Genomic DNA, 25,258 nt, shown 5'->3' on the forward strand with positions numbered 1-25,258 from the left:
TCAACATAGGGCGAATTGTTCCCTGGGCTAACGCTAAGTGACGCCTGTCCATTAGGAGTCATAGAAGCATGTTTTTAGTATTCTCATAACGGGGAAACGCAATGGCGCAAGTTATTGGGCTTTGCGGCCTGATTTATCAGGCTTGCGCCTTTGCGTGTTTTTTTAAGACAGGAAATTACGGTGGATTGGCGAGTTAGCTCCCGCACCACCATTTGTCCCATTCTATCATGGTCAGTACTCAGCTTTTCGTTACATTCAACAATCAATCAAAATCAACCTATGAAAAAGTTTATACTCCCCTTTATTGCTCTGCTCCTTAGTGCAGGATTTCTGCAGGCGCAAAAGCTGTCTCTAAAAGTCGGCTCAGAAAATGTGTCGATGAAAATCGGCCAGTCGATGCAGCTGGAAGCTGTGGTGGTAGATGCCGCCGGAAAAAAGGTAGCCGACCGTGACTTTATTTTCTATTCAAGAAACCAGCGTGCCTTGTCGGTGGTAGACAGCACCGGAATGGCTACGGCCATCAGGCACGGAGAATATGGTGTGGTAGTGATAAGCCCGGGAGAGCCCATGCTCAGGGCGAATATTACCGTCAATATAGCGCCCGCACCTATAGCCAAGGTAGCTTTCGGGCCAATTCCCGACAAGATCTATGCCGGAGTGAACGTGCCACTTACGCTGATAGTTACGGATGAAGCCGGATTTGAACGCCCGGAAGTCGCTGTCTCGCTGAAATCGTCGGATGAAAGCAAGGTCGCTGTTGCGCCGTTCTATAAAATAATTCCCCGTGAAAAAGGTAAAGTGACCCTGACGGCTTCAGTTGCTGGTGTGCAGGGAAAGCTGGACGTGAATGTATTGGAAAACCCCATTGCTAAAATCGATTTGAAAGCGGACATGACCGAAGGCAGATCGGGCGATGTATTTACACTGACTGCCGTTGCGATGGACAAAAGTGGAAATGTCGTCAAAGACGCACCTATCAACTATTCATTTACTGGTGAGTCGTACGATGTGTCTGCCGCTCCGTCGGGTTTAATGACAAAGGAAGGAAAGTTTGTAGCGGATCAGCCCGGGCTCTATGTGTTGAATGCTACCTGTGGCCCGGCTGCAGCTTCTGTCACTGTGAGCGCCAACAACCGCAATATTTCACGGAAAATCGACCTGGTAGGTCAGGGCTCTGTCAACAACAAGCACACATCCGACTTCTGGATTTGGGAAGGTGTTGACGGAAAAGACTACGCCGTAACCGGCACATGGGGCGCCGATGGCACAGCCTACTTCTGGGACGTAACCAACCCAGCCAGCATGATGCTGATTGACTCTGTGAAAGTAGATGCCCGTACCGTGAACGATGTAAAAATTTCTGAAGACGGGAAAATCTGCGTGATCTCCAGAGAAGGTGCTTCCAACAGGAAAAACGGCCTGGTAATTATCGATGTGACCAACCCAAGGGATGCAAAAGTGATCTCAGAATTCTCTGAGAACCTGACCGGCGGTGTGCACAATGTATTCATTTACAAGAAGCATGTTTATGCGCTGAGTGCAGGTAGAAAATACTACTCGATTAATATTGAAGACCCGACCAAGCCTAGAATTGTAGGTGAGTTTGAATTGGATACACCTGGTCACTCCATTCACGATGTGTGGGTGCATGATGGCATCGCTTATTCTTCCAACTGGGACGACGGCGTGCAACTGGTCGACGTGGGCAATGGCATTGCCGGTGGCTCTCCGTCGAACCCGGTGCAGTTTGCCAGCTATGCCTATCCAAGTGGGTCGAACCATGCTGCGTTTCCTTACAAAGACGAAAAGACGGGTAAATTCTACGTCATTCTCGGCGACGAGGAGTTTCCTTACGGACTTGACCCCGATGGCCGCAAGCCTGGCAGAGCGGCAGGATTCCTTCATATCATTGACTTCACAGACCTTAAAAACCCCAAAGAGGTGGCCTGGTTTCAGGTGCCGTTTGCCGGATCGCACAATTTCTGGATAGAGGGCGATGTGCTGTATGCAGCCTTCTACAACGCAGGTGTGCGGGTGGTTGACTTGAGTGGGGAGCTGCTGGGCGATCTGAATCGTCAGGGCAGAGAGATTGCCTGGATAGTGCCGGAAGATCCCGATGGTTACATAGCCAATGCGCCATTTACCTGGGGAGCGCAGCCGCACAAAGGCCACATTTTCTATTCCGACTGGAACAGTGGTTTGTGGTCGGCCAAGCTGAGGCCCGTTGTACCGGAGAATACCAAGATACAAACTAAGTAGGCTGACGCTTTGCATATGAATACTATGATCAAATCATTCTTGCTGTCGGCGGCCATCTTCTTCGGCTTCAGCGCAGGTGCGCAGAATTACTATGTGTATGTTACTGCTGAGTCGGAGGATGAAGTTGCGCTCATCAAATTTGACGGAACGAAGGCCACAGTGGAAGAGACCATTGCCGTGGGCATCTGGCCCGCAGAAATTGAAGGGCCGCATGGTATCAATGTAAGCCCTGATGGAAAGTACTGGTACCTGTCTCTGGCACATGGTAATCCGTATGGTACGCTTTATAAGTTTTCCACTGAAACCAATCAGGTAGTCGACACTGTCAGGCTGGGGCTTTTCCCCGCCTCTTTGCAGGTGTCAAAAGCGACGGGCCTTTTGTACTGCGTGAACTTTGACCTGCATGGCGACATGGTGCCCAGCACGGTGTCGGTGGTGGATCCGGAAGAAATGATCGAGATCGATCGCATAGAAACCGGAGTGATGCCTCATGGCTCAAGGATTTCAACTGATGGCCTGTATCACTATTCGGTGGGCATGATGTCTGGCGAACTTTTTGAGATTTCGACAACCAAGTTGAAAGTAACCAGAAAGCTCAATCTGGATGGCAAGGAGGAGGAGCCGGCAATGGCCAGCATGGGTGGGATGGACCACAGTGCCATGGATCATTCAAAGATGGATCATTCGATGATGGGAGCTAGCAAACCGATGTATCATAGCGCTGTTAAGCCTACCTGGGCCATTCCTCATCCCACAGAAAGAAAAGTGTATGTGGCTGGCAATGGCTCAGATGAGATATTGGAGGTGGACCTCGACAAATGGGCGATCACCAACCGTTTCAAAACGGGCAAGGCGCCTTACAATGTGGACGTGTCGCCGGACGGCCGTTGGCTGGTGGCCACCTACAAAGGGAGCGCCGAAACAGGTGTGTGGGACTTGAAGAAAGCGAAAGAAACCGCCAGAATAAAGAACACCCGCAAAGTGTCGCATGGCGTGTCCATTTCATCCGATAGCAAGTACGCTTTCGTTTCTGTAGAAGGAATTGGCGGTGAGCCTGGCACCATGGATGTGATCGATATCAAAAAAGGGACAAAAGTAGCTTCTGTCGACATGGGCAAGCAGGCCGGTGGAATTATTTTTTGGAAGATGGAATAGCTTTACATCGATTAAAGAGTTCAGAAGGATCAGGAGACTGATCCTTTTTTTGTAGCTACCCAGCCTGTTTACGCTATGGTGGTTTTAACCAAAATGCTTCACTATCTTTATCAACCGGGTTATTAAGCGAAACCATTGTAATCCGGTAACAAAACATATCCAACAAAACTACTCTAGCTACTATGAAAGCCATCAAATACCTTTTCGCCATACCTCTCCTGTACTTTTTAGCTTGCAGCACGCCTAAGGAAGAGTCAGGTGTGGTTGCCAACAATGAAACAGCCAGGGCCAGACTTGATTCGACGCTCAACAGCATGATTGAAACAGGTATGGTGGCGGGCGCTTCAGCATTGATTTTCGAGAAAGGCAAGGAGGCCTACTTTAATGCCTATGGCTATGCAGATCGGGAGGGCAAAGTGCCGATGGACAGAAATACCATCGCTATCATTTACTCAATGACCAAACCTGTTACTGGCGCTGCGCTGATGACCCTTTACGACAAAGGCGCTTTCCAACTCGACGAGCCTCTGTCGAAATACGCACCGGAGTTTGCCGACATGAAGGTGTTTGCAGGGATTGACTCTGTTTCAGGAGAAATGATACTGGAGCCACTGGATCGTCCGATTACTATCAGAGACATTACCCGTCACACAGCAGGCTTTGCCAATAATCCGAATATGCCTGGCCTGGGTGATGTGTTGAGGGCAGTTGATCCTGCCAACAGAGAGAACACCCTCGTGCAGATGGCAGAAAAGATGGGTGCCATACCATTGATGTTTCAACCGGGCACCCAGTGGGCTTACGGTCCTTCTGTAGACGTGCAGGCTTTTCTGGTAGAACGACTATCGGGCATGCCCTATGGTGAATACGTGAAGAAGAACGTGCTTGATCCTTTGAAGATGACCGAAACCCGCTATTTCGTACCTGAGGGCGATCGCAGCCGGATGTCGGCCATATACAGAAGAAATGAGGATGGTACGCTCACTCAGCTGCCCGATTCGTCCGCCCATTCTTTCAATATCAACCACTGGGCGCTTACCCCGGGAGGCTTTGGCCTTACCTCTACCGTGGACGACTACATGCGGTTGGCTCAGATGTATGTGAATGAGGGTACGCTGGATGGCGCAGCTATTCTAAAGCCCGAAACGGTAAAGCTCATGGCAACTAATCACCTGGATGAAAATATCAAAGAGCGCATGTGGCTGCCAAGCAAAGGACAGGTCGGCTTTGGGATTGACTTTGCTGTGAGGCTGCGCCCGCCAGCATCAGCTGATGAGAACCATGGCATCGTAGGCGAGTTTTTCTGGGATGGCGCTGCCAGCACCTTGTTTTGGGTGGATCCGGCGAACGACCTGACAGCAGTGCTGTTCGTGCAGATCATGCCCTTTGCTGGTCAGGTGCACAAGAAGTTTAGGGATGCGGTGTATGGGCCGTATGTGCCTGAGAATGTGAAGTAAACATATCAATTTAGGCGACATTATTTATCCCCCAGGTCGACTTTTACGAGGTTGGCCTGGGGGATATCTTTTTGAAGGGCCGTTGCGTTGGGATGACTTTTTGTACTCTACACTTGTAGAATAGAAAAGTTTCTCTACATTTGTAGAGCAGTGTAAATAACCAAAGCGCATCATAGATGAAGTTGTCACAAAAGGAAGAGGAATTGATGAATTACATATGGCAAGCCGACGAAACCTATATGAAGGACCTGATCGATGCTTACCCGGAGCCAAAGCCTGCAGTAACTACCATTGCCACACTGCTGAAGAGGCTGACTAACAAAGGAGCCATTGGGTTTCGGGCCAAAGGTCATTCAAGGGCTTATTACCCGCTGATAGCCAAGTCCGACTATTCTACCTCTTATGTCAAAAACATGATAACTACTTTCTTTCAGGGGTCGTCGGGGAGGTTTGCTTCCTTTTTTACAAAGAACATCAAGCTGAGCAAAGAGGAACTGCTCGAGCTTCGTGATATGATTGATGATCAACTTAAAGCATCAGACAAATGATTATTTACGTCATCCGCTTCAGTTTGTCTTTGGCTATTGTCTACGTGTTCTACAAAGCTTTTTTTGAGAACGAAAAGGGGCACGGCTTCAAAAGACTGGTGCTGCTGGGTGGCCTGGCGACGTCGCTGGTGGTGCCGCTTGTTTCAATCGACACATCGGAAAGTATTAAAAGTACCATTACAGCTGTTGAACCCTATGTGCCAACGAATTATTTCTTTTGGGAGTGGTTGGCCGGAGCTGTGTATCTGTTGGTGGTAGCTGTGCTGCTGGTGCGTTTTGGCGTGGATATTTACCGCTTCCTAAGGAAAGCTGCTGGACATGAACAGCGCAGGTACGGCCGGGCAACGGTGGTGCTTCTAATGGAGGACACCACGCCGTATTCCTTCCTTCATTATATTTTCATCAACAAGGCGCAGTTTGAAGCCATCCCGCCGGAACTGCTAAAGCACGAGCTGGCTCATGTGCAGCAGTGGCATACGCTCGATATCTTCCTGGTGGAACTGGTGAAAGTGCTCGTTTGGATCAACCCAATGGTGGGGTGGTACAAAAAGGCGATGCAGCTCAATCATGAGTTTCTGGCCGATGGTGATGTGCTCAGAACGCACGATACCCGCCACTATCAGAACATTCTGCTGAGCTATCTTGATGGCCGACGACCATTGAACATGGTCAGCGGTTTCAATTTTTCTCCAACGAAACAGCGATTCCAAATGATGACAAGGGGAAAAAGCAGTATGTACGCACTGAAGCAAGTGTTCATTGTTCCGTTGCTGGCAGTCATTTTGATCTCCTGTTCCGATAATCCGGGCGTGTCGGGCAAAGAGATGCTGTATTACTGGCGCTACACAGCTGGCATGCAGGAGATACTCGAAACGGGCGAAATGAGCAAAAAGGACCTGAAGGAGGGGGTTTTGTTGCCCATAGAAACAAAAGGGCAATACGACACGCTTATGGCCATCTATAAAAACATGAGCAACGGACAGCGGACATCAGTCTATAAGCTTCCCGCTTACCTTGAGCCACTCACCGACGGAGACTGGCAGCAAATGAAACAGAGCATGCAGCCTCAGTAAATCAAATCTTATTACTACATCCAATTTTTCCATCATATGAACTATCATGGCGTGAACAACTATGCAAAAATTTTCCTGGCGCTGGCCGGCCTGGTCATCAGCGTCCACACCGCCAGCAGCCAAGCGCAGCCGTCTTCTTACCTGCTACAGCTGGGGATGAAAGACAGCGTCTATTCGAAAGTCTTGAAAGAGCAGAGAGATTTCTGGGTGCAGCTCCCTGAAGGCTTCAACCCGGAAAGCAAGACGGCTTACCCAGTCATTTATCTATTGGACGGCGGTGCGCAGTTGGGTGCGCTGGCGGCTGTGTATAGCTACTACACGGGCCACCACCTGCCCGACATGATTCTGGTGGGTATTTCCAACCGCACCAACCGCACCCGGGACCTGACCACTTCTGAAGTCAAGTTTCGGAACGGGGGCGAAGTGAGAGAGGCCACCGGCGGTGCTGAAGCCTTCACCCGTTTCCTGGAAACAGAGCTCATTCCCTATGTGGACGACAAGTACCCAGCCTCACCGTTCAGGACGCTGATCGGGCATTCTTACGGCGGCCTGTTCACCATCAACACGCTGGTTAACCACACCGAATTATTTGACAACTATGTCGCCATTGACCCGAGCCTTGACTGGGACGACCAAAAGCTTATGAAAGAAGCGAAGGAAGCGCTAAAAAGTCGGCAGTTCCAGAGAAAATCGCTTTTTGTGGCATTAGGCGCTGGTCAGCTACACATGCTTGATGAATCAGTCACCCTTGATAACGTGATGCAGGACACATCGGAATATAGCCTGTTCGGCCGTTCTATCATTGAATTTTCCAGGTTCGCAGAAAGCCAGCAACAAAACGGACTTTCCTTTTCGTGGAAGACGTATCCCGATGACTATCATTGGACTGTGCCGCTGCCCGCTTTGCGTGATGGGCTCATCAGGCAGTTTGAGTGGTACCAGCTTCAGTCGCCCACAAAATACAGCAGCCCTGACACAACTTTGGATGAATTGCTCACATTAATCAAACAGCGGGAGAAAGTGCTGAAGGCTCACTTTGGTTATTCGTACCCAGCCATGCCGGAGGAGCTTTTTAACCAGGCAGGCTACATGTATCTGCAAATGGGGCAGGTGGTGAAATCAGAGGTGTTTTTCAAAATGGGAATCGAGTATTACCCGGGAAGCCCCAATGCCTACGACTCAATGGCTGATTATTATGAGTCGCAAAGCGACTATGCCAATGCACTGGCTAACGTGACAAAAGCTTTTGAGCTTAGCGGGGATGAGTACTATGCTGAGAGGATGAAAAGGCTAGAGAAGAAGTAGCTGTTGGCGATGAAAAACCTTGTTGGGTGGGTTAGCTTGCTAGCCCCAATCCACCCACTACTTCCCAAACAATGCCCTTCTCAGGCATCCCGTCCAGCAGCGGCATGGCCCTGGCTATGGCGGCTCTCACACTTTCCAGCTTCAACGAGTTAGCATGATCCTCTTTTGTTTCCCAGACTTCAGATATGAGGATGAGCTCCTCGTTGTCCGGGTCTTTGCCGATAAGGTATTGCAGGCAACCCGGCATGGGGCTGTCAGTCTGTGCATTTTCCATTAGAATGGCGATGAGTTCATCGCCTTTGCCTGGCTTGGCCTTCAGCTTTCCGAATAAGTCGTATTTGGTGTTGGTTTCAGCTGTCATGTTTATTCTTCCAGTTTTAGTGCATAGATAGTAGGCCAATACTTACCTGTTACCAGCAACGACTTGGTGCCCTCATACCAGGCAATGCCGTTGAGTACATCCACTTGTGGATTCTTCAATTTGGCCTGCTCGGCCAGGGCAGAGAGGTCGAGAACGCCTACTACCTCACCATCGGCAGGATCAATTTTCACAATGGAATTGGTTTGCCAGATATTGGCGAAGATATATCCGTTCACGTATTCCAATTCGTTGATCATGGTTACCGGCTGGCCCTGGTAGGTAACAGGAAGTGTTTTCGTGACTTTGAGGGATGCAGTGTCAAGATAAAACAGGCTGCTTTTACCATCACTCATAATCAGGTTTTTGCCATCGTGGGTAAGCCCCCAGCCCTCTGTTTCATAGGTGAACTCATTCACTTTTTCGAACGTGTTCAGGTCGTAAACAAAGCCCTGCTTGTTTTTCCATGTGAGCTGATACACTTTGTTGTTCAGGATAGTAATTCCCTCACCGAAGTACTCTTCAGCCAAATCTACCTTCTTTTCCGGCTTGCCTGTTTTGATATTAAGTACGCCAAACCAGGAGCGGCCTTCCTCGCCGGTGCTTTCATACAGCTTGCCATTGTGCACGACAAATCCTTCGGTGAAGGAGCCGGTGTCATGAGGTAATTGGCTGTGGATTTTAAAGTCTATTCTATCCGACGTAGCTTCTTCCTTTTTTTCGGTTGAAGTACAGGCCGCTGCCAACACGGTAATGATAAGCCAGGAAAAGCTTTTATAAGTCATATTGTACAGTCTACTTTTCCTGGCAATTTAATTACTTTACTTTCTCTATTAGAAAAATAGACTCAACTTTCCTGAGAACAGCTACTGAATGAACAACAAACGATCTTACAGTTACTTTGCTGTAATCGGCGCCTTTTTCGACCTTCCCCAACCCACAAAGAAGGCCAATGCCATAAAGACCAGATTAAAGGCAATGCCGGAGTATTCGCCTCTGCTGGCATGAAACAAGGCAGCCAGCAGCATGACGATGACCAGGCCCCAGCCAGCGTAGGCTGTGAGTATCGGCTTGATACGGGTGAGGGCAGGAAGGATTAAACCCAACGCTGCAGCCAGCTCAGAAGCGCCGATGAAACGGACAAGTGCGGCCGGTATGTCGCCGGGCCACACCATCTGGGCAGCCAGATCGGGAATAGGTGTGGTAAGTTTCATAAAACCAGCCATGCCGAAAGCTAGTGCAAGAATGACTTGTACCACCCACAGTATGATGTGGAGCACTTTTGATTGTTTTTGTTCTGTAACCATAATGTTTTGATGGATGTCTTGTTATTGAATGTACATACATCTAAGATCAAAAGCGGCCTTCTAAAAGGCTTACTTATACTATACTTCAGGATAGTATGGCTTCAATTGTCAAAAAAGGACAATTCAGGCCTCCACAATGCCTTTGATCTGCTCCAGAATGCCAGCCCAGCCCCCTTCATTCATCGTATCATCATACCGTTTTTGCCCTTCGGCCACCGTTGAGTAGTCTCCCTGGGTGACCGTGAACTCGGTGCGTCCGCCCTTCTCCACCAGAGAATAGGTAACGACAAGGTGATTTTCAGGTAGATTGGGGTAGGTGCCATTGGGATCGAACGTTGTATAGGCCAGCGATTTTCCTTTGTCTATACTGACCACCTTGCCGGTTACAGCTTCTATTTCTTTGCCATCAAACACCCCCACCCACCTGATGGAGCTACCTGGCTGCCAGTTGGTGATGGGCTCACAGCCAAACATGTATTTTTTGGTTTGTTCGGGGTTAACAAGAGCATCCCACACTTTGGAGGCAGGCGCAGCAATAGTAACAGTGTTTTTGATGATCATTTCTTTGGGCATGAAGCAACAGCTTTAGATGAAACATACAACAAAGATACATAAGCTACTGACAACCCTATGTCAGTGGGTCAGCTGAGTACCTCGGGGTTGATGATATAGGGAACCTTACCGGTCTTGTAGAATTCGATAATATTGACGGCCGCCATTCTCGACATTTCGTTTCTGGCATTCACCGAAGCAGAGCCAATGTGGGGCAGCACAGCCACGTTTTCCATTTCGAGCAGAGGGTTATCCGATTTCATCGGTTCGGGGTTGGTTACATCAAGCCCTGCTCCCCAGATCGTACTTGACTTCAGCGCTTCGATAAGGTCAGTTTCGTTGTGAGTACCTCCACGGGAAGTATTGATAAAGATGGATGTCGGCTTCATTTTGCTGAAGGCAGCTTTATTGAAAATGCCTCTGGTTTCATCACTTAATATGCTGTGCACTGAGATGACATCGCTTTTTGCCAGCAGCTCATCGAAGCTCACTTTTTTGGCTCCAAAGCGTTTTTCTGCTTCTTCGTTATGGCTGCGGTTGCAGTAAATGATCTCCATGTCGTAGGCACCGTGGCACCGTTTGGCCATTTCCATGCCTATGGCGCCCAGGCCAAAGACTCCCAGCGTTTTCCCTTTTTGCTCCAAGCCCAGGTTGGCTTTTGGCTGAAAGGCACCCCATTCTCCCCGGCCAATGGTTTTATGCATGTGAAAGAACTTCCTGCTCACGGCCAGCATCAGTCCGAAGGCTATGTCGGCAGTGGCATCGCTCATGGCACCGGGCGTATTGCCTACGGGAATGCCCGCTTTAGTGGCGGCCGGTATGTCGATGTTGTCGTAGCCCGCTGCAAATTGTGATACAATGTCGAGATGGTTACACTCCTGAAAAAAATGCGCATTCAACTTGTCAGCACTAAGGGTAAGGATGGCGTGCATTTGGTTCGCCTTCTCAATCAACTCTGGCTGCGTCATGGGTACCTTCCCTGGCCACACCGTTACCTGAAAGCCAGCCTCTTTTAGCATGTTGATACCGAGGTCTGGAATTTCTCTGGCTACAAGTACTTTGGTTTCGTGGGCCGGTCTTTTCATAACAACTTGATGGGGTTTGATGCAAAGATAACAGCCAAACTGGGTTTATTGGTTTTGAAGGCTGCTTACTGATGTAACAAATGACAGTGTCGTTTGTGTTCGCTTGCAGCTACATAAAAAAGGGCCACCCCTAAAAAAGGATGGCCCGTATTATCACGCCTGGGAAGTTTCAACAATATAGTTAATCAATCAGATTGAAGAACCTGCGCCACCTGATTTTATTCAGGAAGCTCTCCTGTGCATCGAGTGAAAGCCAGATGAAGGCAGCCTCACCAACCACATGGTCAGCTGGCACAAATCCCCAAAAACGGGAATCTTCAGAGTTGTGGCGGTTGTCACCCATCATGAAGTAGTAGTCCTGCCCGAAGGTATAATCCGTCACTTCTTGCCCGTCGATGTATAGCTTATAGTCTTTTACCTCAGCATTTTTGTGTCCTTCGTAGTCAACGATGGTGCTGCCATATTTTGCAACAAGGGTATCGTTTAGTTGAAGTTTCATGCCTTCATAAGGCACTTCCAGAGGCCCCCAGTTGTCGACATTCCATGGGAAGTAGTTGGCGTCGGGGAAAATGCGAGGGTTCCGTTCATCAGGTGAAGCTATAGTGCTTAGCACATTGTTGATAAATGCTTCTTTTTTTAGTAATTCGGCGGTCGTCGGGGTAGTATACACAAAATATCCCCCTTGACGCTCCTTGTACTCAGATATTTCATATTTTTTAAATACCCTGTCATTGATCGTCTGATCGGTGGCGATGAAGTAAAGGAATTGCATCAGTTCAGGGTTTTCTCCCTTTTCACCGTTCACGTACACCTGACCTTCTCTTACTTCAACCACATCGCCATGGATACCAATGCAACGCTTGATGTAGTGGGTTTTCAAATCTACCGGATGCTCAAACTCAGGTGGGTAGTTGAATACCACCACATCGTTTCTTTCCACCTCGCTGAATGCCGGCAAACGGTACTGCGGCAACTGAATCCAGTCGAGGTAGGAGGGGATGTCGGTTCCCCAGATTTTGGCATGCGTTAAAGGTATTTGAAGAGGTGTGGCCGGGGTGCGGGCGCCGTACGACACTTTGCTTACAAAAAGAAAATCACCGACCAAAAGAGACTTCTCCATGGAAGGGGTGGGGATGGTGAAAGCTTCCATGAAAATCCACCGGATGAGCGTGGCGGCTACCACTGCAAATACAATGGCATCTAACCATTCTCTCAGGGGAGATTTTTTCACTTGCTCCTTTTCTTCCTTTTTACCAAAAAACTTCAATTTCATCTGTATAAAATTTATTCTTCAATGGCCAGATGGAATAGCTGATTCCGTTTCAAAGTGAAGATTTAGCTTTTCATGGCTTATTCACTCTCGTTCGGGTATGTTATTCCTTATGGCTATTTCATTTGAGTATAGTTTGCTTTCAGCGGCCACATAGAATAGCTAAACCCATTTGGAATTGAATATTTCTCGTATCAAAGGCATATTCATTACTGTTGGGTATGGCTCACCTTATGGCTAATTCATCTGTGTCTCTAATTAATTCGGGCTATTCGCCCGCAATAATAACTAAAATTTTTCACCTTCTTTTGACCCCATCAAATCATCCATGCCTCGCACTCCTTTTTTGTCGAGCAGCCACTCAGCAGCCACTACAGCCCCAAGGGCGAAGCCTTCCCGGCTAAACGCCGTATGTTTGATTTCTATTTCGTCGATTGGCGATGTGTAGTGTATGCTATGGGTGCCTGGCACATTCGTCATCCTAAAGGATTCGATGCCCAAGACGCCAGGGTTGTCACATTTATCATTGATCAGTTTGGTGAACTCAGGGCGTTCTTTTTGGATTCCTTCTGCCAGCGTGATGCCTGTACCACTCGGAGCGTCTTTTTTCTCAGTGTGGTGAATCTCCTTTAGCCCTACTTTGTACTCAGGGTAGTCTTTCATCAGCCTCGCCAAGCCTCTGTTTAGCCTAAAAAAAAGGTTAACACCCAGGCTGTAATTGGAAGCATAAAAAAAGGCACCATTGTTTTTTTCGCAACTGCTCACCACTTCATCCCATTTGCCAAGCCAGCCTGTGGTGCCACACACTGTGGGGATATTTACCTCCATTAGAGAGAGGATGTTTTTTACGGCACCTTCTGGTTGGGTGAACTCTATGGCGATGTTGGCGCCGCTGTCCTTCACAAGCTTTCCAACATTCTCAACCTGACTTTCAAGTGTGCCTGCAATTTCGTGTCCACGTGAAATGGCTATTTTTTCAATGGTCTTACCCATTTTCCCATAGCCAACTAAAAATATCTTCATCCTTAAAAACTTATTTTAATGCCCAGGCCTGCGTAGGCGTAGCCATTTATATTGCCAATAGTGGGTGTGTAATTGATGACAAGTTCGTCATTTATGTCAAATTCGTCGAGGTGGGCAGCTATATGTGCGTCTACAATATTGAGCATGTACACCACCCCAGTAATGATAATCATATACTCTCTGTTTCTGCGAAAACTCTGTGTATTTCGCCGGAGTGCCGTTTCGTTGAACCTTGGGAATGGGTTCACCGTGCTAGGATCCTCGTCTATTTCAGCAAAAAGCGACTGCCGGAAAATGTTATAAAGCCGGTTATTGGTATAGATCATATGCCCTAAAACGACAAAGGCGCCATAGTAAATTGGCACTTTCCATATTTGTCCTACATAGACCTGGCCCATGCCAGGAAATATAGCGGAAAGCATGGCGGCTTTTTGAGGGTCAAGTTTGCTTAGTTCTTCTTTGAGCATAATGCCCTTCGGGAGGTTTGAAACGCTGTCTCCTCTTATGATCAGTGGCTCGCCGGTTAGTACTTCAACTGAGTCTCCTGATATTTCTTGAGCTCGGGCAAATTGACATAAAAAAAGCAGCAACGCCGCCAAAGATATAACTCTCCAGGCAGGTGTAGCTGCTATCAATTTTAAAGCTTCCTTTCGGAACATCAGATGTTCAGTATTTCCAAAATTCTGTTCAGATCCTCGGTAGAAACAAAAGGAATTCTAATTTCTCCTTTGTTTTTTTCATCTGCCTTAAGCGAGATCCGGGTACCAAAGTGCGAAGATAGTTTATTTTGGAGGTTTTTTACTTCGGGTGATAACGAAGGATTAGCCGTTTTATTGAGGTTCGGTGATTCAGGTGCTTTTTGAGTGTATTCCCTTACCAACGACTCCACTTTTCTGACAGAAAGATCTTCGCTGATAATTTTCTTGAAAATACTCAGCTGTGTGGCAGGATTGTCGATGCCAATGATGGCCCTCGCATGGCCCATAGAAAGCCTGCCGTCACGCAGGGCTATCTGGATATCAGGAGGGAGTTTGAGCAGTCTGAGGTAATTGGTGACAGTTGTTCTGTTTTTACCAACTCTGTCACCCAGTTCTTCCTGCTTCAGGTTGCATTCGGAAATAAGCCTTTGATAAGAAAGGGCAATTTCAATGCTGTTGAGATTCTCCCGCTGGATATTCTCAATCAAAGCCATTTCCAGCATTTGCTGGTCATCGGCCGTTCTGATATAGGCGGGTATGCTTTCGAGTCCGGCCAGCTTTGATGCCTGCAAACGGCGCTCACCGGAGATCAGCTGAAACTGATTTTTGCTTAACTGCCTGACGGTGATTGGCTGAATAATGCCCTGAACCTTGATGGACTCAGAAAGCTCAGCCAAAGCTTCTTTGTTGAACTCAGTTCGTGGCTGAAACGGATTGACCTCTATTTGCGCCACAGGAATCTCACCGATAGCGTTGGCCGTGCCAGCGCCGGAACCGCTCAGCTTTTCAGAAGTATTGGTATTGTCGTCAAGCAAGGCTCCAAGGCCTCTTCCTAAAGCATTTCTTCTTTTAGGTAGTTTATTGTCCGTCATCAAGCGCTCACTTTTGGAATCCTCATTTCATTCCTTTTCAGGATTTCTTCGGCCAGGTTGAGATAGCTGATAGCTCCTTTGCTTTCCGCATCGTGCGCTATAGCCGGTAGGCCGAAACTTGGGGATTCACTTAACTTAATATTTCTAGGTATGATTGTTTCAAACACGAGTGACTTGAAGTGTGTATTTACTTCTTCCACCACCTGGTTAGAAAGCCTCAGTCTCACGTCGTACATGGTGAGCAGAATACCTTCTATTTCCAGCTCTGGATTAAGCCTGGACTGAATGATCTTAATAGTATTCAGGAGTTTTCCCAAACCTTCAAGGGCGAAGTACTCGCACTGAACGGGTACCATTACCGAATCGCTGGCAACAAGGGCATTGATTGTGATCAAGCCTAGTGATGGAGAACAGTCGATGATGATGAAGTCGTACTCATCCTTGACCAGCCCAAGAGCCGTTCTCATTTTTTCTTCTCTGCCGCTGATGCTCACCATTTCTACCTCGGCACCTACCAGGTCAATGTGGGAAGGCATCAGGTACAGGTACTCCAAATCCGTTTTCACAATGGCATCGTGCGGATCGTCTCCGTTCACCATACACTCGTAAATACTAACTTCCACTTCCTTGGGGTTCAAGCCAACACCCGACGTAGAGTTGGCCTGAGGGTCAGCATCTACAATGAGGGTCTTGTACTCCAAAGCGGCTAAGCTGGCAGCTAAATTGATGGCCGAGGTTGTTTTACCTACTCCGCCTTTCTGGTTCGCAATCGAAATGATTTTGCCCATGAGAAAATCCAAAAATTGGTTCAGGAAACTGGTTTAAACCTCCAAATAAGCGACTGATTTAACAAAGGTCTTCTTGGGGGAAGCACAAATATAGATGAATAAAGAAGAATTGTTAGTGAATGGCTTATTTGGTAATCCCCAAGTTATCCACGGGTAATTCACAGTGGAGAAAAGTTGTTTGTTAAAGATTATCAGTTAATAGTTTTTTGCCACTATTAACCAATAACCAATAACCAATAACCTATTTCTTCTTCCTCGAAGCATTGCCTGCCTTCATGGCCTCGTCCAGTCGCTGCTGAAACGACGATTTTTTCTTGTTGGCGTTCTTCTTTTTGTTCTCTTCCAGTTTCAGCTTGATTTTGTCTTCATCCACAAACCGTCTGATGAGGGTCTGCTGGCCAAATGACAGGATATTGGAAACGAAGTAGTAGTAAGTCAAGCCAGCTGCGTAGGAGTTCAGGAAGAACAGGAACGTAATCGGCATGATGTACTGAAGCGTTTTCATTGGCCCCTGCACTGTGGTCATCTGGCTGTTGCTCCAGGTATAAAGTATGGTAGAAGCGGTCATCAGCAAGGTGAACAAACTAACGTGGTCACCATAGAAAGGTATCACGAAAGGAAGGTTCAGTACACTATCATATGTGGACAAGTCATGCGCCCAAAGGAAGGACACCTGCCTGAGCTCGATGGCGTTCGGGAAGAAATAGAACATGGCAAACAGAATCGGCATTTGCAGCAACATGGGAATACAGCCGCTGAGAGGGTTGATACCAACCTTCTGGTACAGTGCCATGGTTTCCGACTGCTGCTTTTGCATGTCGTCAGGGTACTGCGCCTTAATTTCATCTATCTCTGGCTTAAGCACCTTCATTTTCGCCATGCTCATGTACGACTTGTAGTTGAGCGGGAAAAGTATCAGTCTCATCAGAATCACGATAATGATAATGATGATACCGTAGTTGGTGATGAAGCCTTCAAGGAAATGAAAAACCGGGATCGTAAACCCTTTATTGATCCAGCCCAGGATACTCCAGCCCAGGTTGATATTACTGCTGAACTCCGGTGCTACATCTTTAAGGGTATTGTATTCGTTAGGCCCAAAATACAATTTACCAACCACACCACTGTTTTTCCATCTTTCGGATGGAAGGGTCAGGCTCACCATCGCCTCTTTTACCTTGGTGGTGTCGGCTACGGTATACTTGGTGGCCACATAAGCACCAGAAAAACCATCATTGGCTATAATAGCCGCCGTAAAGAATTTCTGTTTGATGGCTACCCATTGAATGGACTCACTGATTGTTTCTTCCTCAAGCCCTTCCGATGTGGCGCTGAGCTCGTCAGTTTCACCGGCAAGTGTGTAGTAGTTAATGGTAGTCCGTATACGGGAGTCTTTCAGGTCGGCCTCAACTCTTTTTACGTCGTTTTTCCACTGAAACACAACGGGCTCCTGACTAAGGTAGTTGTCGAGGCCTTTGGTAGTCAGGGAATAGCCAATCTCATAGCCTTTGCCATAGATGGTGTAAGCCTGCTCGATGTACTGACCAGTGCTTAGAGACGCTCTGAGAGTCACTGTGACAGAATCGTTGCCCGATACCTTCTTTGATGTAACAGAAGGCTTAAAATAGAAATCGTCAAGCTTCAGGTTCCTGTTTTGGCCACCAAAGCTCAGGTTCATTTCAGAGCTTTGCTCATCCAGCAGGATCAGTGGTTCGCCATTGTACGTCTTGTAGTTTTTTAGCTCAACTGAGGAAACAAAACCGCCCTTGGTGCTGATAGATAGTTTGATGTCGTCATTCTCCAGGGCAACTTCGCTGTTTTTACCTGACGCAATGGCTGCAAATGCGCCAAACTTTTCTTTCAACTGACCGTCTTTTATTGAATCGGCCAACGGCGTAAAAGCTGCGGTGGTAGTATCTCTGGAAGCCTGCGAAGGCTGCACAACGCTTTCTGTGGTAGCTACTATCGGCTCTTCAACTGGAGGATCGGGGGCAAAAAAAGTAAAATAAACGGTGAGCAAGATCAACATCATGACCATCCCAATTACTTGCTGTCTATCCATTATTTCTTATTCTGAGGTGATGTTTTATTTATATGTTTCTTTTTTAAAGGCAAGAGCAGCCTTCACGAAGCGGACAAAAAGAGGGTGAGGGTTCATCACGGTGCTTTTCAACTCCGGATGGAACTGACTGCCAACAAACCATGGATGGTCTTTCAATTCCATTATTTCCACAAGCTTAGTGTCGGGGTTAATACCCGTAGCAAGAAATCCAGCTTCTTCAAATTGCTCAAGGTATTTATTGTTAAACTCATAGCGGTGCCTGTGGCGCTCCATAATTTTTGAGTGGCCGTAAACCGAATAAGCTTTCGAACCTTTCTTCAACTCACATGCGTAGGCTCCCAGCCTCATGGTACCACCCATTTTGGTTACTTTTTTCTGAGCTTCCATCATGTCAATGACGGGCGCTTTTGTCTTCGGGTCCATCTCAGTAGAGTTGGCCTTCGGTATATTTAGTACGTTTCTTGCGAATTCAATTACAGCACACTGCAAACCGAGGCAAATTCCGAAGAATGGAATCTTGTCTTCTCTGGCATATTTTACCGCCTGAAGCTTGCCTTCCCAGCCACGTTCGCCAAATCCTGGCGCTACTAAAATGCCATGTTTGTCCTTCAAAAGGCGCACTACATTGTCGCCGTCAAGTTCTTCAGAGTTAATCCACGACAGTTCCACCCGGCATTCATTGTGAGCGCCCGCATGTACAAAAGCTTCTGCTATAGATTTGTAGGCATCCTTGAGTTGCACATACTTACCAACAAGGGCAATTCTTACCTCGTCTGTCGGATTCTTAAGCCTGCCCAGGAATTCCTTCCACTGGTCAATTTGAGGTTCTTTCTTATGAGAAAGCTTCAGCTTGGTGAGTACTCTTTCATCCAGCTTTTCTTTTCTCATGAGAAGGGGCACGTCGTAGATGGTTTCAGCATCCTGTGCTTCTATCACGCAGTTGCTGGCTACGTTACAGAAAAGCGCCAGCTTCTTGCGGATTTCGCTGGTAAGGGTATGTTCGGTCCGGCAAACCAGAATGTCGGGCTGAATACCCGCTTCCAGAAGTTGCTTTACTGAATGCTGTGTCGGCTTTGTTTTTTGCTCACCCGCAGCCTTGAGGTAAGGAATAAGTGTGAGATGAATGGAAACGAAATTATTAACGCCCAATTCAAACCTTGCCTGGCGAACCGCTTCAATAAATGGCAGCGACTCAATATCACCTACGCAGCCACCGATTTCAGTGATGACGATATCGTAGTCGCCTGTTTCTCCTAGTTTATAAAAGTTGTTTTTTATTTCGTCAGTGATGTGTGGAACCACCTGCACGGTCTTTCCCAGGAAATCGCCCCGGCGTTCTTTGGTAATAACATTGTTATATATACGCCCGGTGGTGACATTATTATCCTGAGAGGTTTTTATATCGAGAAATCTTTCATAGTGGCCAAGGTCAAGGTCGGTTTCTGCACCATCATCGGTTACGTAACACTCACCATGCTCGTAAGGGTTTAAGGTGCCCGGGTCGATGTTGATATAAGGGTCAAATTTTTGAATCGTTACCCGAAAGCCTCTGGCTTGCAGTAACTTGCCGAGAGATGCCGAGATGATTCCTTTGCCTAATGAAGACGTAACGCCGCCCGTTACGAAGATGTATTTTGCTTTGGACATAAGAGGTGAGTTCCGAAATATTCTTTCGGGACACAAAGGTAGGCCTAAAACTGAAATAATTAAACAATATAGAATTTCAATTGAACAGAAGTATAATTTCCTGACCGATCGGTTGTGGCGCCCGGTTTAAGTGAGGCCAGCTCTGGACTGCCCGGTTTGGGACTAAAAGGAGGAATGGCTGGATGTTGTATTAGTGCTATTGATGAAGCAACAATATGATAATTTAAAGATTAAATGTTAATTATTTTATTTTTGAATTTCATCCACTACCTTTGGGTATGCCTGCCATCAACCAGCAAATTGTAAAAGGCATTTCAGGTGTATTCTTGTATTTCTTGTTTTTGCAAGGACATGCTCAGTGCCCTCCCGGCCCGCTTGGCGTTGGCCGTTTTCTAGACAAACCCAGCGGTTGTGCCACTGGGGCTGGCTTAATGATACAGTTTCAACCACTGTACAGCCAGCTGGATGACAATGCTGAAATTCATATCGATTGGGGTGACGGCACAGCGGAGACTGTCATTAACGTTGGCTCTACTGGAATTCAGGCAGGAATAAACTACAACACTCCCCAACCACACACATATACTGAAGCCAATACATCCGGCACTTGCGTGCTGGACATCACCTGCTGGGTTGTCAGCTCGTGCTACACAGTGGACGAGACAACGGTGACAGCCGAAATTGCAGTTTTCAATACTGATGATTTTGGAGATGGCGGAAGTGATATCACCATTGCACCCATGCTGGTGGAGGTCTGCGCCGGAACCTCTGTAGACGTGAATTTCGATGACGTGAGCCCCTGGAATTGTACTGATGCCGCAGCGATAAGCACGCTTAATAATAGGCCCAGATGGACACGCTGGACACATGGTGTTTTTACCGACATCACAGGCTCCGTGCTGGTAGATGGAAACCCGGTCGCTTTTCCTTTTCAGGAGCCCATTTTTGATCACGTCCCCTCTCCAGTGCTCAATCCCATCGCTCCTGGCAACCAGTCGTTGACAGTAACTGTGCCTGCCACAGCTACTATTGGCGAGGAGTTCCACATTCGGCTGGAGAACTGGAACCAGTGCAATCCTTATGAGGATGCTGGAGGTGTACCAACAGGCAATGCGCCCGTGACCCAGCAGGCGATTATCAGAATAATTGCGCCACCAGATCCAATTGTCAACACCGTAGTTCCCGGGCCTTACTGTGTGGGCGAGGCGGTGGATTTTGAGTTTGGCGGCACACCTTTGCCGGGATATACCTACGAATGGGATTTCGGAGACGGCAGCCCTGTTTCGACGGACCAGGATCCGACACATACCTACACCAGCGACAATGGGGGAACTCCCTTTGACGTGACGGTTTCGGTAACGAACAATAACACCAACGTTTTCTCCTGCCAGGTGGTAACCACCCCAGCCTTCCAGGTAACCGTGAACGCCGTTCCCGAGCCGGTAGTGTCCGTCGAAGACATCGTTGGAAACCCAATTGCCACCTCATTTTGCGGCGCTGTCGGTGGTCAGGACATTTATTTTAACCTCGACGCTGCATCTTCTATTCCTAATCCTGGAAATACAGATGTCACGTGGAATTTCTACGAAAAAGATGACTTTGGAACCATAAACACCAGCCTCCCCAATCCAGCCCTGCCCATTCTGAGAACGATGGTGGATCCGGGGGTTTACCGTGTGGAAGTGGAGGCGATGGACAACCTCACCAACTGTGGCTCAACCGACGTGGTGGATATCACAATCTACGACACGCCCGTTTCTACCTTTACCAGCCAGGCCAATGTGTGCGAGGGTGACAGGTCATCATTCAACACCATAGCTGACCAGGTCACCTCCATTCCGGTGGTGGTGAATGGCGATCAGGTGGAGTTTTGGGATTGGGACTTTAGCTACGATGGGGTCAGTTTCAATCAGGAACTGCGAAAAACTGACAATGCCGATTTTGACTGGTACCTGGACGGGGCACCGGTAGTAGGTGAAGTGGAGCCTACTACCTCCGTAGCTGGGAGCTACAGAGTGGCACTGCGAGTGACCACGCAAACCGGGATGTGCTCCGATCTCTTCGAAACGACTATCACAGTGAATACAGTGCCGGTTCCGGTTATTTCGGTGGAGGATGCTTCCAACGCAGCGCACCCCACTACATTTTGCAAAGTTGTTGCTGGAGAGTTTCTTTACTTTGACCTCGATCCTTCGTCTGTCAACCCTCACCCCGGCAACACAGATTTTACCTGGAACTTTTATGCAGTGGATGATGATGCAACTATTTCCTCTTCTGTTGTGAATCCAGTCACGCCAGTGCAAAGGTTCTTTAATGATCCCGGCGTTTACCGGGTTGAGCTAGTCGTTGATGACCTCACGTCGGGGTGTTCGGCAAGCACTGAAGTGCACATCACTATTTATGACCTGCCGACGGCATCGTTTGAAGCTACGGAAGTATGCGAGGGAGAACGAACCAGGTTTAGTGGAATTAACAATGTTGTTCCGGTGTCTGTAAATGGAGATGTGGTAGAGTTTTGGGATTGGGACTTCAGCTACGATGGGGTAACGTTTAATCAGGAGCTTAGAAGAACTGACAACAGCGATTTCGAATGGTTTTTGGATGGGAGTGATGTTACAGGCGAAACAGAGCCTTTGGTCTCAGTGGCTGGCGTATATCAGGTGGCACTAAGGGTAACTACGCAAGTTGGGCAGTGTTTTCAGGTTTTTAGCCTTGAGGTAGAGGTGAAAAAAACGCCGGTGGCTTCGCTTTCGTCAAGCTATACAGAACCCGTTTGCTTTGGCGAAGAGGTGGTGTTCACCAATGAGAGTGTACAGCCAGATGAAATTAGCCAGGCAGGCCCGGTTAACTATCAACTGCTGGTAACTGATCTCGACAACAGCGACGTGGATACGGTCAATTTTTTTGGAGCAACACTACCTTATGGCTTTCAAAACAATGGGACAAGTCAGAAGACCTATGCAGTTAATCTGGTAGCAAACGCTTTCAACAGTTGTTCGGCCCGGGCAGATACAATATTTGTTGCGGTAAACCCCGGTTTCAACTCAGCTTTCTCCGACCCTTACTATGACCCATTGATGCCAAACTGTTCTCCGCTGACAGGAGCGTTTGAGGTAAGTTTAGCGACAGCCCAGCTCGACGTGGACAGCTATACATGGACGATTGAAGGGGAGGGCGGTGTGTTGAATGGCTTTCCGCTGACAGTACAAAAAGGCCCGGCGAATTTCAATACACTTGCCTATACATTGACCAATTCGCTGAGAAGAAATGTGCTCTACAGGATTACCTTGTCAGCTGAAAAGGAAGGTGTTTGCATCACAGACTCACAGCAGATAGTGCGGGTAGATCCAGTTCCCTCGGGAACATTTACCGTCAGCGAATCTCTTGACAGTTGCCTGACGAAGACAGTGGTTTTGGAAGCAGATGAAAGAGGACTGGTGGCGTACGACTGGGTAGTGACTGCCAGCCCCGATCAAATGGTGGAAGACGACGACCTGCTAACGCTCATCTATAGCCGGCCTGACCCTGGGCAGCCGGATGTCTCTTCAACCGTTACGCTGCAAACAACTAACTCAGCAGGTTGTGTCAGCAGCACTGAGGAAGCTTCATTTGAAGTTGAAAATTTAAATCAACCAGTTGTGGTGGATTTTCTCGCCACACCCGAACGTCTTATTCTGCCGGATGTCGATGTAAGTATCCAAAACCTGACCACAGGAGGCGAAAATCTTCAATACCTATGGGATTTCGGCGACGGCACTGAGTCGTTGGTTGCTGATCCTGAAGTGCATACTTTTCCTGGAGCAGGGAGCTACACGATCCAGCTGGAAGTCACGAATGGTTTTTGTGTGGAGTCAGTTGAACGAACCGTTGTGATCGACCCAACCGTTCCTGAAGTAGACTTCGTTCCTGATCGCTACAGCGGCTGCAGGCCTTTGACGGTGCAATTCAACAACACCAGTCAATTTGCAGACTCGACCAAGTTCGTTTGGGACTTTGGCGATGACCAGGGGTTCTCCACCGCAGTGAATCCAAGATATATCTACAACGAACCGGGGACATACTCAGTGACTTTGACTGGCCAAAACAGCATTGGTAATTCGGACACCGAGACCAAGGAGGCAATTATTGAGGTGTTTGAGGTACCAATAGCAGCCTTCGATTTGAGACCAGGGGAGGTCTATTTACCCGGCAAACCCGTTTTTTTCTCTAACCTGAGCCAGGCCTATGATTCTGCCTTTTGGGATTTTGGGGATGAAAATTTTTCGACTGAGGAGAACCCTGTGCATTATTATGCGGAGAAGGGTGAGTACAGCGTCACTCTTATTGTGAAAACTGACAATGGTTGCGCCGACACCCTTAGAAGACAGAGCGCTGTATTGGCGATTGAAGGCGGTAGCGTTGTTGTGCCCAATGCTTTTACCCCAAGTACGCTGGGGCCCGGAGGGGGAGAAGGTGGCACTGGTTCTTTCAACGACATGTTTTTGCCCCGCACGCAGGGGGTCGTTGATTTCCGCATGTTGATTTACAACAAATGGGGGCAGTTGATTTTTGAAAGCACGAACGTGGACTGGGGATGGGATGGCTATTACAATGGAAGGATGGCTCCACAGGATGTGTACGTATACAAGCTTGAGCTTACCTACATCAATGGACAAAGGCAGGAGAAAGTTGGGGACGTAACGCTTATAAGGTGATGGGGAACAAAAGTAGTTTTATTGTAGTCTTGATTTTTTTTTATAGCCTGGCTGCGGAGGCCCAGGATTTTCAATACTCCCAATACTACTCGGCACCCCTTTATCTGAGTCCGGCTTTTGCTGGCACGGAGGAGCACCAACGCATTACGGTAAACAACCGGATTCAGTGGCCAAGTTTACCAAAGGCTTTCAATAATTATTCCCTTTCGTACGACTACAATATGAAAAACCTCAACAGCGGGGTAGGCTTACTGTTAAGCACAGAACAGGCTGGTTCGGCTGGGCTAAGGAACACTTCAGGCGCTATAAACTACAGTTACAGAGTTAATTTCAATAAAAAGTGGGTCGTTAGCACAGGCATTTACCTGGGCTATACATCAAGAAGAATTGATCCCACAAAAATCATATTTGGGGATCAGATTGATTTTGGCGTCGATGGTGTGCCATCGTCTGATCCGGTGGCTAGTCAAATAACACCGGTTCAGTATCTTGACACCGGTGCGGGTATCTTGATGTACAACCGGCGGGTTTGGCTCGGAGCGGGCTTCCATCACCTCAACCAGCCCAATCAGTCGTTTCTGGAAGGATCAAGTAAGCTACCCATGAAGTATTCCATTCATGGAGGCATCCAGATTCCGCTTGGAAACAAAACCTTCCAAAGAGGTGAGGCGCCGTCGAGTATTTCTCCAAGTTTTGTCTTTAAGTCGCAGGGTACCTTTCAGCAGTTGGACGTGGGGGCGTCATTTCTCTACGAACCGATTATTTTCGGACTGTGGTACCGTGGAATACCATTTGCCGACAATGGCACCAGCTTTATTAACCACGACGCCGTCATTTTATTGATGGGGGTGAGGTTCCTGGCGTTCGATGTCGGCTACAGCTACGACGCCAGCATTTCAAGGCTTGGCGCAGACACGGGAGGCGCTCATGAAATTTCGATTCAGTACCGTTTTGATACCACCAACCCTGCAAAAGTGAAGCGGAAAGATAAATTTTTGCCCTGCCCTTCCTTTTATGGTAAAGCCAGTAAAAAGTAAAAGGCAGGACTAGCCTGCCTTTCTATAATCAAATTAGGGTGATTCTCGGGTTATGTTAAAATGGAAAC

At 47.9% G+C, this 25,258-nt stretch carries 20 protein-coding genes; 8 read left to right on the forward strand and 12 right to left on the reverse strand.

Translation table 11 applies throughout. The annotated features are described in order from the left end of the window. The first annotated feature begins 279 nt into the window (after positions 1-279). The 6 genes from RT717_RS01825 to RT717_RS01850 all read left to right on the forward strand — a co-directional run bounded on the left by RT717_RS01825 (position 280) and on the right by RT717_RS01850 (position 7,797). Entirely contained in the window at positions 280-2,259 is a 1,980-nt protein-coding gene (locus RT717_RS01825; RefSeq protein ID WP_317490037.1) for a hypothetical protein, read from the forward strand. Positions 2,260-2,283: 24 nt separating this feature from the next. Beyond that, a complete protein-coding gene (locus tag RT717_RS01830) occupies positions 2,284-3,414 on the forward strand; it encodes a YncE family protein (RefSeq protein WP_317490038.1) in 1,131 nt (376 codons plus the stop codon). A 182-nt stretch (positions 3,415-3,596) separates the two neighbouring features. Beyond that, complete coding sequence (locus RT717_RS01835; protein ID WP_317490039.1) at positions 3,597-4,871, forward strand: serine hydrolase domain-containing protein; 1,275 nt, start codon at positions 3,597-3,599, stop codon at positions 4,869-4,871. A gap of 176 nt (positions 4,872-5,047) precedes the next feature. Next, positions 5,048-5,419 (forward strand): BlaI/MecI/CopY family transcriptional regulator, encoded by a 372-nt coding sequence (locus tag RT717_RS01840; protein WP_317490040.1) that lies wholly within the window; start codon positions 5,048-5,050, stop codon positions 5,417-5,419. After that, positions 5,416-6,492 carry a M56 family metallopeptidase gene (locus RT717_RS01845; protein WP_317490041.1) on the forward strand — a complete coding sequence of 359 codons (1,077 nt, stop codon included), beginning with the start codon at positions 5,416-5,418 and terminating at the stop codon, positions 6,490-6,492. The genes RT717_RS01840 and RT717_RS01845 overlap by 4 nt, the downstream gene beginning before the upstream one ends. Before the next feature lie 36 nt (positions 6,493-6,528). Next, the gene (locus RT717_RS01850) at positions 6,529-7,797 is read left to right on the forward strand and encodes an alpha/beta hydrolase-fold protein (RefSeq protein WP_317490042.1); all 1,269 of its coding nucleotides are present in this window, start codon (positions 6,529-6,531) and stop codon (positions 7,795-7,797) included. Between the two features lie 31 nt (positions 7,798-7,828). On the opposite strand, the gene RT717_RS01855 is transcribed toward RT717_RS01850, so the two are convergent. The 12 genes from RT717_RS01855 to RT717_RS01910 form a co-directional block, all read right to left on the reverse strand. Continuing rightward, positions 7,829-8,158 carry a putative quinol monooxygenase gene (locus RT717_RS01855; RefSeq protein ID WP_317490043.1) on the reverse strand — a complete coding sequence of 110 codons (330 nt, stop codon included), beginning with the start codon at positions 8,156-8,158 and terminating at the stop codon, positions 7,829-7,831. Positions 8,159-8,160: 2 nt separating this feature from the next. Next, positions 8,161-8,940: a glutaminyl-peptide cyclotransferase gene (locus RT717_RS01860; protein WP_317490044.1), complete on the reverse strand. Its 780-nt coding sequence runs from the start codon at positions 8,938-8,940 to the stop codon at positions 8,161-8,163. A gap of 111 nt (positions 8,941-9,051) precedes the next feature. Then, on the reverse strand, positions 9,052-9,462 hold the full coding sequence (locus RT717_RS01865) for a DoxX family protein (RefSeq protein WP_317490045.1): 411 nt from the start codon (positions 9,460-9,462) through the stop codon (positions 9,052-9,054). Between the two features lie 123 nt (positions 9,463-9,585). Further along, positions 9,586-10,035 carry an SRPBCC family protein gene (locus tag RT717_RS01870; protein WP_317490046.1) on the reverse strand — a complete coding sequence of 150 codons (450 nt, stop codon included), beginning with the start codon at positions 10,033-10,035 and terminating at the stop codon, positions 9,586-9,588. A gap of 68 nt (positions 10,036-10,103) precedes the next feature. Continuing rightward, positions 10,104-11,099, reverse strand: coding sequence for a 2-hydroxyacid dehydrogenase (locus RT717_RS01875; RefSeq protein ID WP_317490047.1), 996 nt, complete (start codon positions 11,097-11,099; stop codon positions 10,104-10,106). 181 nt (positions 11,100-11,280) lie between these two features. Then, the gene (gene lepB / locus RT717_RS01880) at positions 11,281-12,372 is read right to left on the reverse strand and encodes a signal peptidase I (protein WP_317490048.1); all 1,092 of its coding nucleotides are present in this window, start codon (positions 12,370-12,372) and stop codon (positions 11,281-11,283) included. A gap of 285 nt (positions 12,373-12,657) precedes the next feature. After that, positions 12,658-13,392 carry a 4-hydroxy-tetrahydrodipicolinate reductase gene (gene dapB / locus RT717_RS01885; RefSeq protein ID WP_317490049.1) on the reverse strand — a complete coding sequence of 245 codons (735 nt, stop codon included), beginning with the start codon at positions 13,390-13,392 and terminating at the stop codon, positions 12,658-12,660. 2 nt (positions 13,393-13,394) lie between these two features. Further along, positions 13,395-14,051, reverse strand: coding sequence for a DUF5683 domain-containing protein (locus RT717_RS01890; RefSeq protein ID WP_317490050.1), 657 nt, complete (start codon positions 14,049-14,051; stop codon positions 13,395-13,397). After that, positions 14,051-14,962, reverse strand: coding sequence for a ParB/RepB/Spo0J family partition protein (locus RT717_RS01895; protein WP_317490051.1), 912 nt, complete (start codon positions 14,960-14,962; stop codon positions 14,051-14,053). The genes RT717_RS01890 and RT717_RS01895 overlap by 1 nt, the downstream gene beginning before the upstream one ends. After that, a complete protein-coding gene (locus tag RT717_RS01900; protein ID WP_151997090.1) occupies positions 14,962-15,750 on the reverse strand; it encodes a ParA family protein in 789 nt (262 codons plus the stop codon). The genes RT717_RS01895 and RT717_RS01900 overlap by 1 nt, the downstream gene beginning before the upstream one ends. Before the next feature lie 241 nt (positions 15,751-15,991). After that, a complete protein-coding gene (gene yidC, locus RT717_RS01905; protein WP_317490052.1) occupies positions 15,992-17,812 on the reverse strand; it encodes a membrane protein insertase YidC in 1,821 nt (606 codons plus the stop codon). A gap of 24 nt (positions 17,813-17,836) precedes the next feature. After that, positions 17,837-19,459, reverse strand: a complete 1,623-nt coding sequence (locus RT717_RS01910; RefSeq protein WP_317490053.1) for a CTP synthase — start codon at positions 19,457-19,459, stop codon at positions 17,837-17,839. Between the two features lie 278 nt (positions 19,460-19,737). Between RT717_RS01910 and RT717_RS01915 the strand changes: the two genes are divergently transcribed. Further along, entirely contained in the window at positions 19,738-24,153 is a 4,416-nt protein-coding gene (locus RT717_RS01915; RefSeq protein ID WP_317490054.1) for a PKD domain-containing protein, read from the forward strand. Then, entirely contained in the window at positions 24,153-25,190 is a 1,038-nt protein-coding gene (locus tag RT717_RS01920; protein WP_317490055.1) for a PorP/SprF family type IX secretion system membrane protein, read from the forward strand. Before RT717_RS01915 ends, RT717_RS01920 begins: the two co-directional genes overlap by 1 nt. Positions 25,191-25,258 lie beyond the last annotated feature (68 nt).

It is taken from the genome of Imperialibacter roseus, from assembly GCF_032999765.1.
In the GTDB taxonomy this organism is placed as follows: domain Bacteria; phylum Bacteroidota; class Bacteroidia; order Cytophagales; family Cyclobacteriaceae; genus Imperialibacter; species Imperialibacter roseus.

What these genes read in the sequence shown, in the direction of transcription:
- RT717_RS01825 (WP_317490037.1), top strand. Translation starts at nt 280, where the DNA reads ATGAAAAAGTTTATACTCCCCTTTATTGCTCTGCTCCTTAGTGCAGGA.
- RT717_RS01830 (WP_317490038.1), top strand. Translation starts at nt 2,284, where the DNA reads ATGATCAAATCATTCTTGCTGTCGGCGGCCATCTTCTTCGGCTTCAGC.
- RT717_RS01835 (WP_317490039.1), top strand. Translation starts at nt 3,597, where the DNA reads ATGAAAGCCATCAAATACCTTTTCGCCATACCTCTCCTGTACTTTTTA.
- RT717_RS01840 (WP_317490040.1), top strand. Translation starts at nt 5,048, where the DNA reads ATGAAGTTGTCACAAAAGGAAGAGGAATTGATGAATTACATATGGCAA.
- RT717_RS01845 (WP_317490041.1), top strand. Translation starts at nt 5,416, where the DNA reads ATGATTATTTACGTCATCCGCTTCAGTTTGTCTTTGGCTATTGTCTAC.
- RT717_RS01850 (WP_317490042.1), top strand. Translation starts at nt 6,529, where the DNA reads ATGAACTATCATGGCGTGAACAACTATGCAAAAATTTTCCTGGCGCTG.
- RT717_RS01855 (WP_317490043.1), bottom strand. Translation starts at nt 8,158, where the DNA reads ATGACAGCTGAAACCAACACCAAATACGACTTATTCGGAAAGCTGAAG.
- RT717_RS01860 (WP_317490044.1), bottom strand. Translation starts at nt 8,940, where the DNA reads ATGACTTATAAAAGCTTTTCCTGGCTTATCATTACCGTGTTGGCAGCG.
- RT717_RS01865 (WP_317490045.1), bottom strand. Translation starts at nt 9,462, where the DNA reads ATGGTTACAGAACAAAAACAATCAAAAGTGCTCCACATCATACTGTGG.
- RT717_RS01870 (WP_317490046.1), bottom strand. Translation starts at nt 10,035, where the DNA reads ATGCCCAAAGAAATGATCATCAAAAACACTGTTACTATTGCTGCGCCT.
- RT717_RS01875 (WP_317490047.1), bottom strand. Translation starts at nt 11,099, where the DNA reads ATGAAAAGACCGGCCCACGAAACCAAAGTACTTGTAGCCAGAGAAATT.
- lepB (WP_317490048.1), bottom strand. Translation starts at nt 12,372, where the DNA reads ATGAAATTGAAGTTTTTTGGTAAAAAGGAAGAAAAGGAGCAAGTGAAA.
- dapB (WP_317490049.1), bottom strand. Translation starts at nt 13,392, where the DNA reads ATGAAGATATTTTTAGTTGGCTATGGGAAAATGGGTAAGACCATTGAA.
- RT717_RS01890 (WP_317490050.1), bottom strand. Translation starts at nt 14,051, where the DNA reads ATGTTCCGAAAGGAAGCTTTAAAATTGATAGCAGCTACACCTGCCTGG.
- RT717_RS01895 (WP_317490051.1), bottom strand. Translation starts at nt 14,962, where the DNA reads ATGACGGACAATAAACTACCTAAAAGAAGAAATGCTTTAGGAAGAGGC.
- RT717_RS01900 (WP_151997090.1), bottom strand. Translation starts at nt 15,750, where the DNA reads ATGGGCAAAATCATTTCGATTGCGAACCAGAAAGGCGGAGTAGGTAAA.
- yidC (WP_317490052.1), bottom strand. Translation starts at nt 17,812, where the DNA reads ATGGATAGACAGCAAGTAATTGGGATGGTCATGATGTTGATCTTGCTC.
- RT717_RS01910 (WP_317490053.1), bottom strand. Translation starts at nt 19,459, where the DNA reads ATGTCCAAAGCAAAATACATCTTCGTAACGGGCGGCGTTACGTCTTCA.
- RT717_RS01915 (WP_317490054.1), top strand. Translation starts at nt 19,738, where the DNA reads ATGCCTGCCATCAACCAGCAAATTGTAAAAGGCATTTCAGGTGTATTC.
- RT717_RS01920 (WP_317490055.1), top strand. Translation starts at nt 24,153, where the DNA reads ATGGGGAACAAAAGTAGTTTTATTGTAGTCTTGATTTTTTTTTATAGC.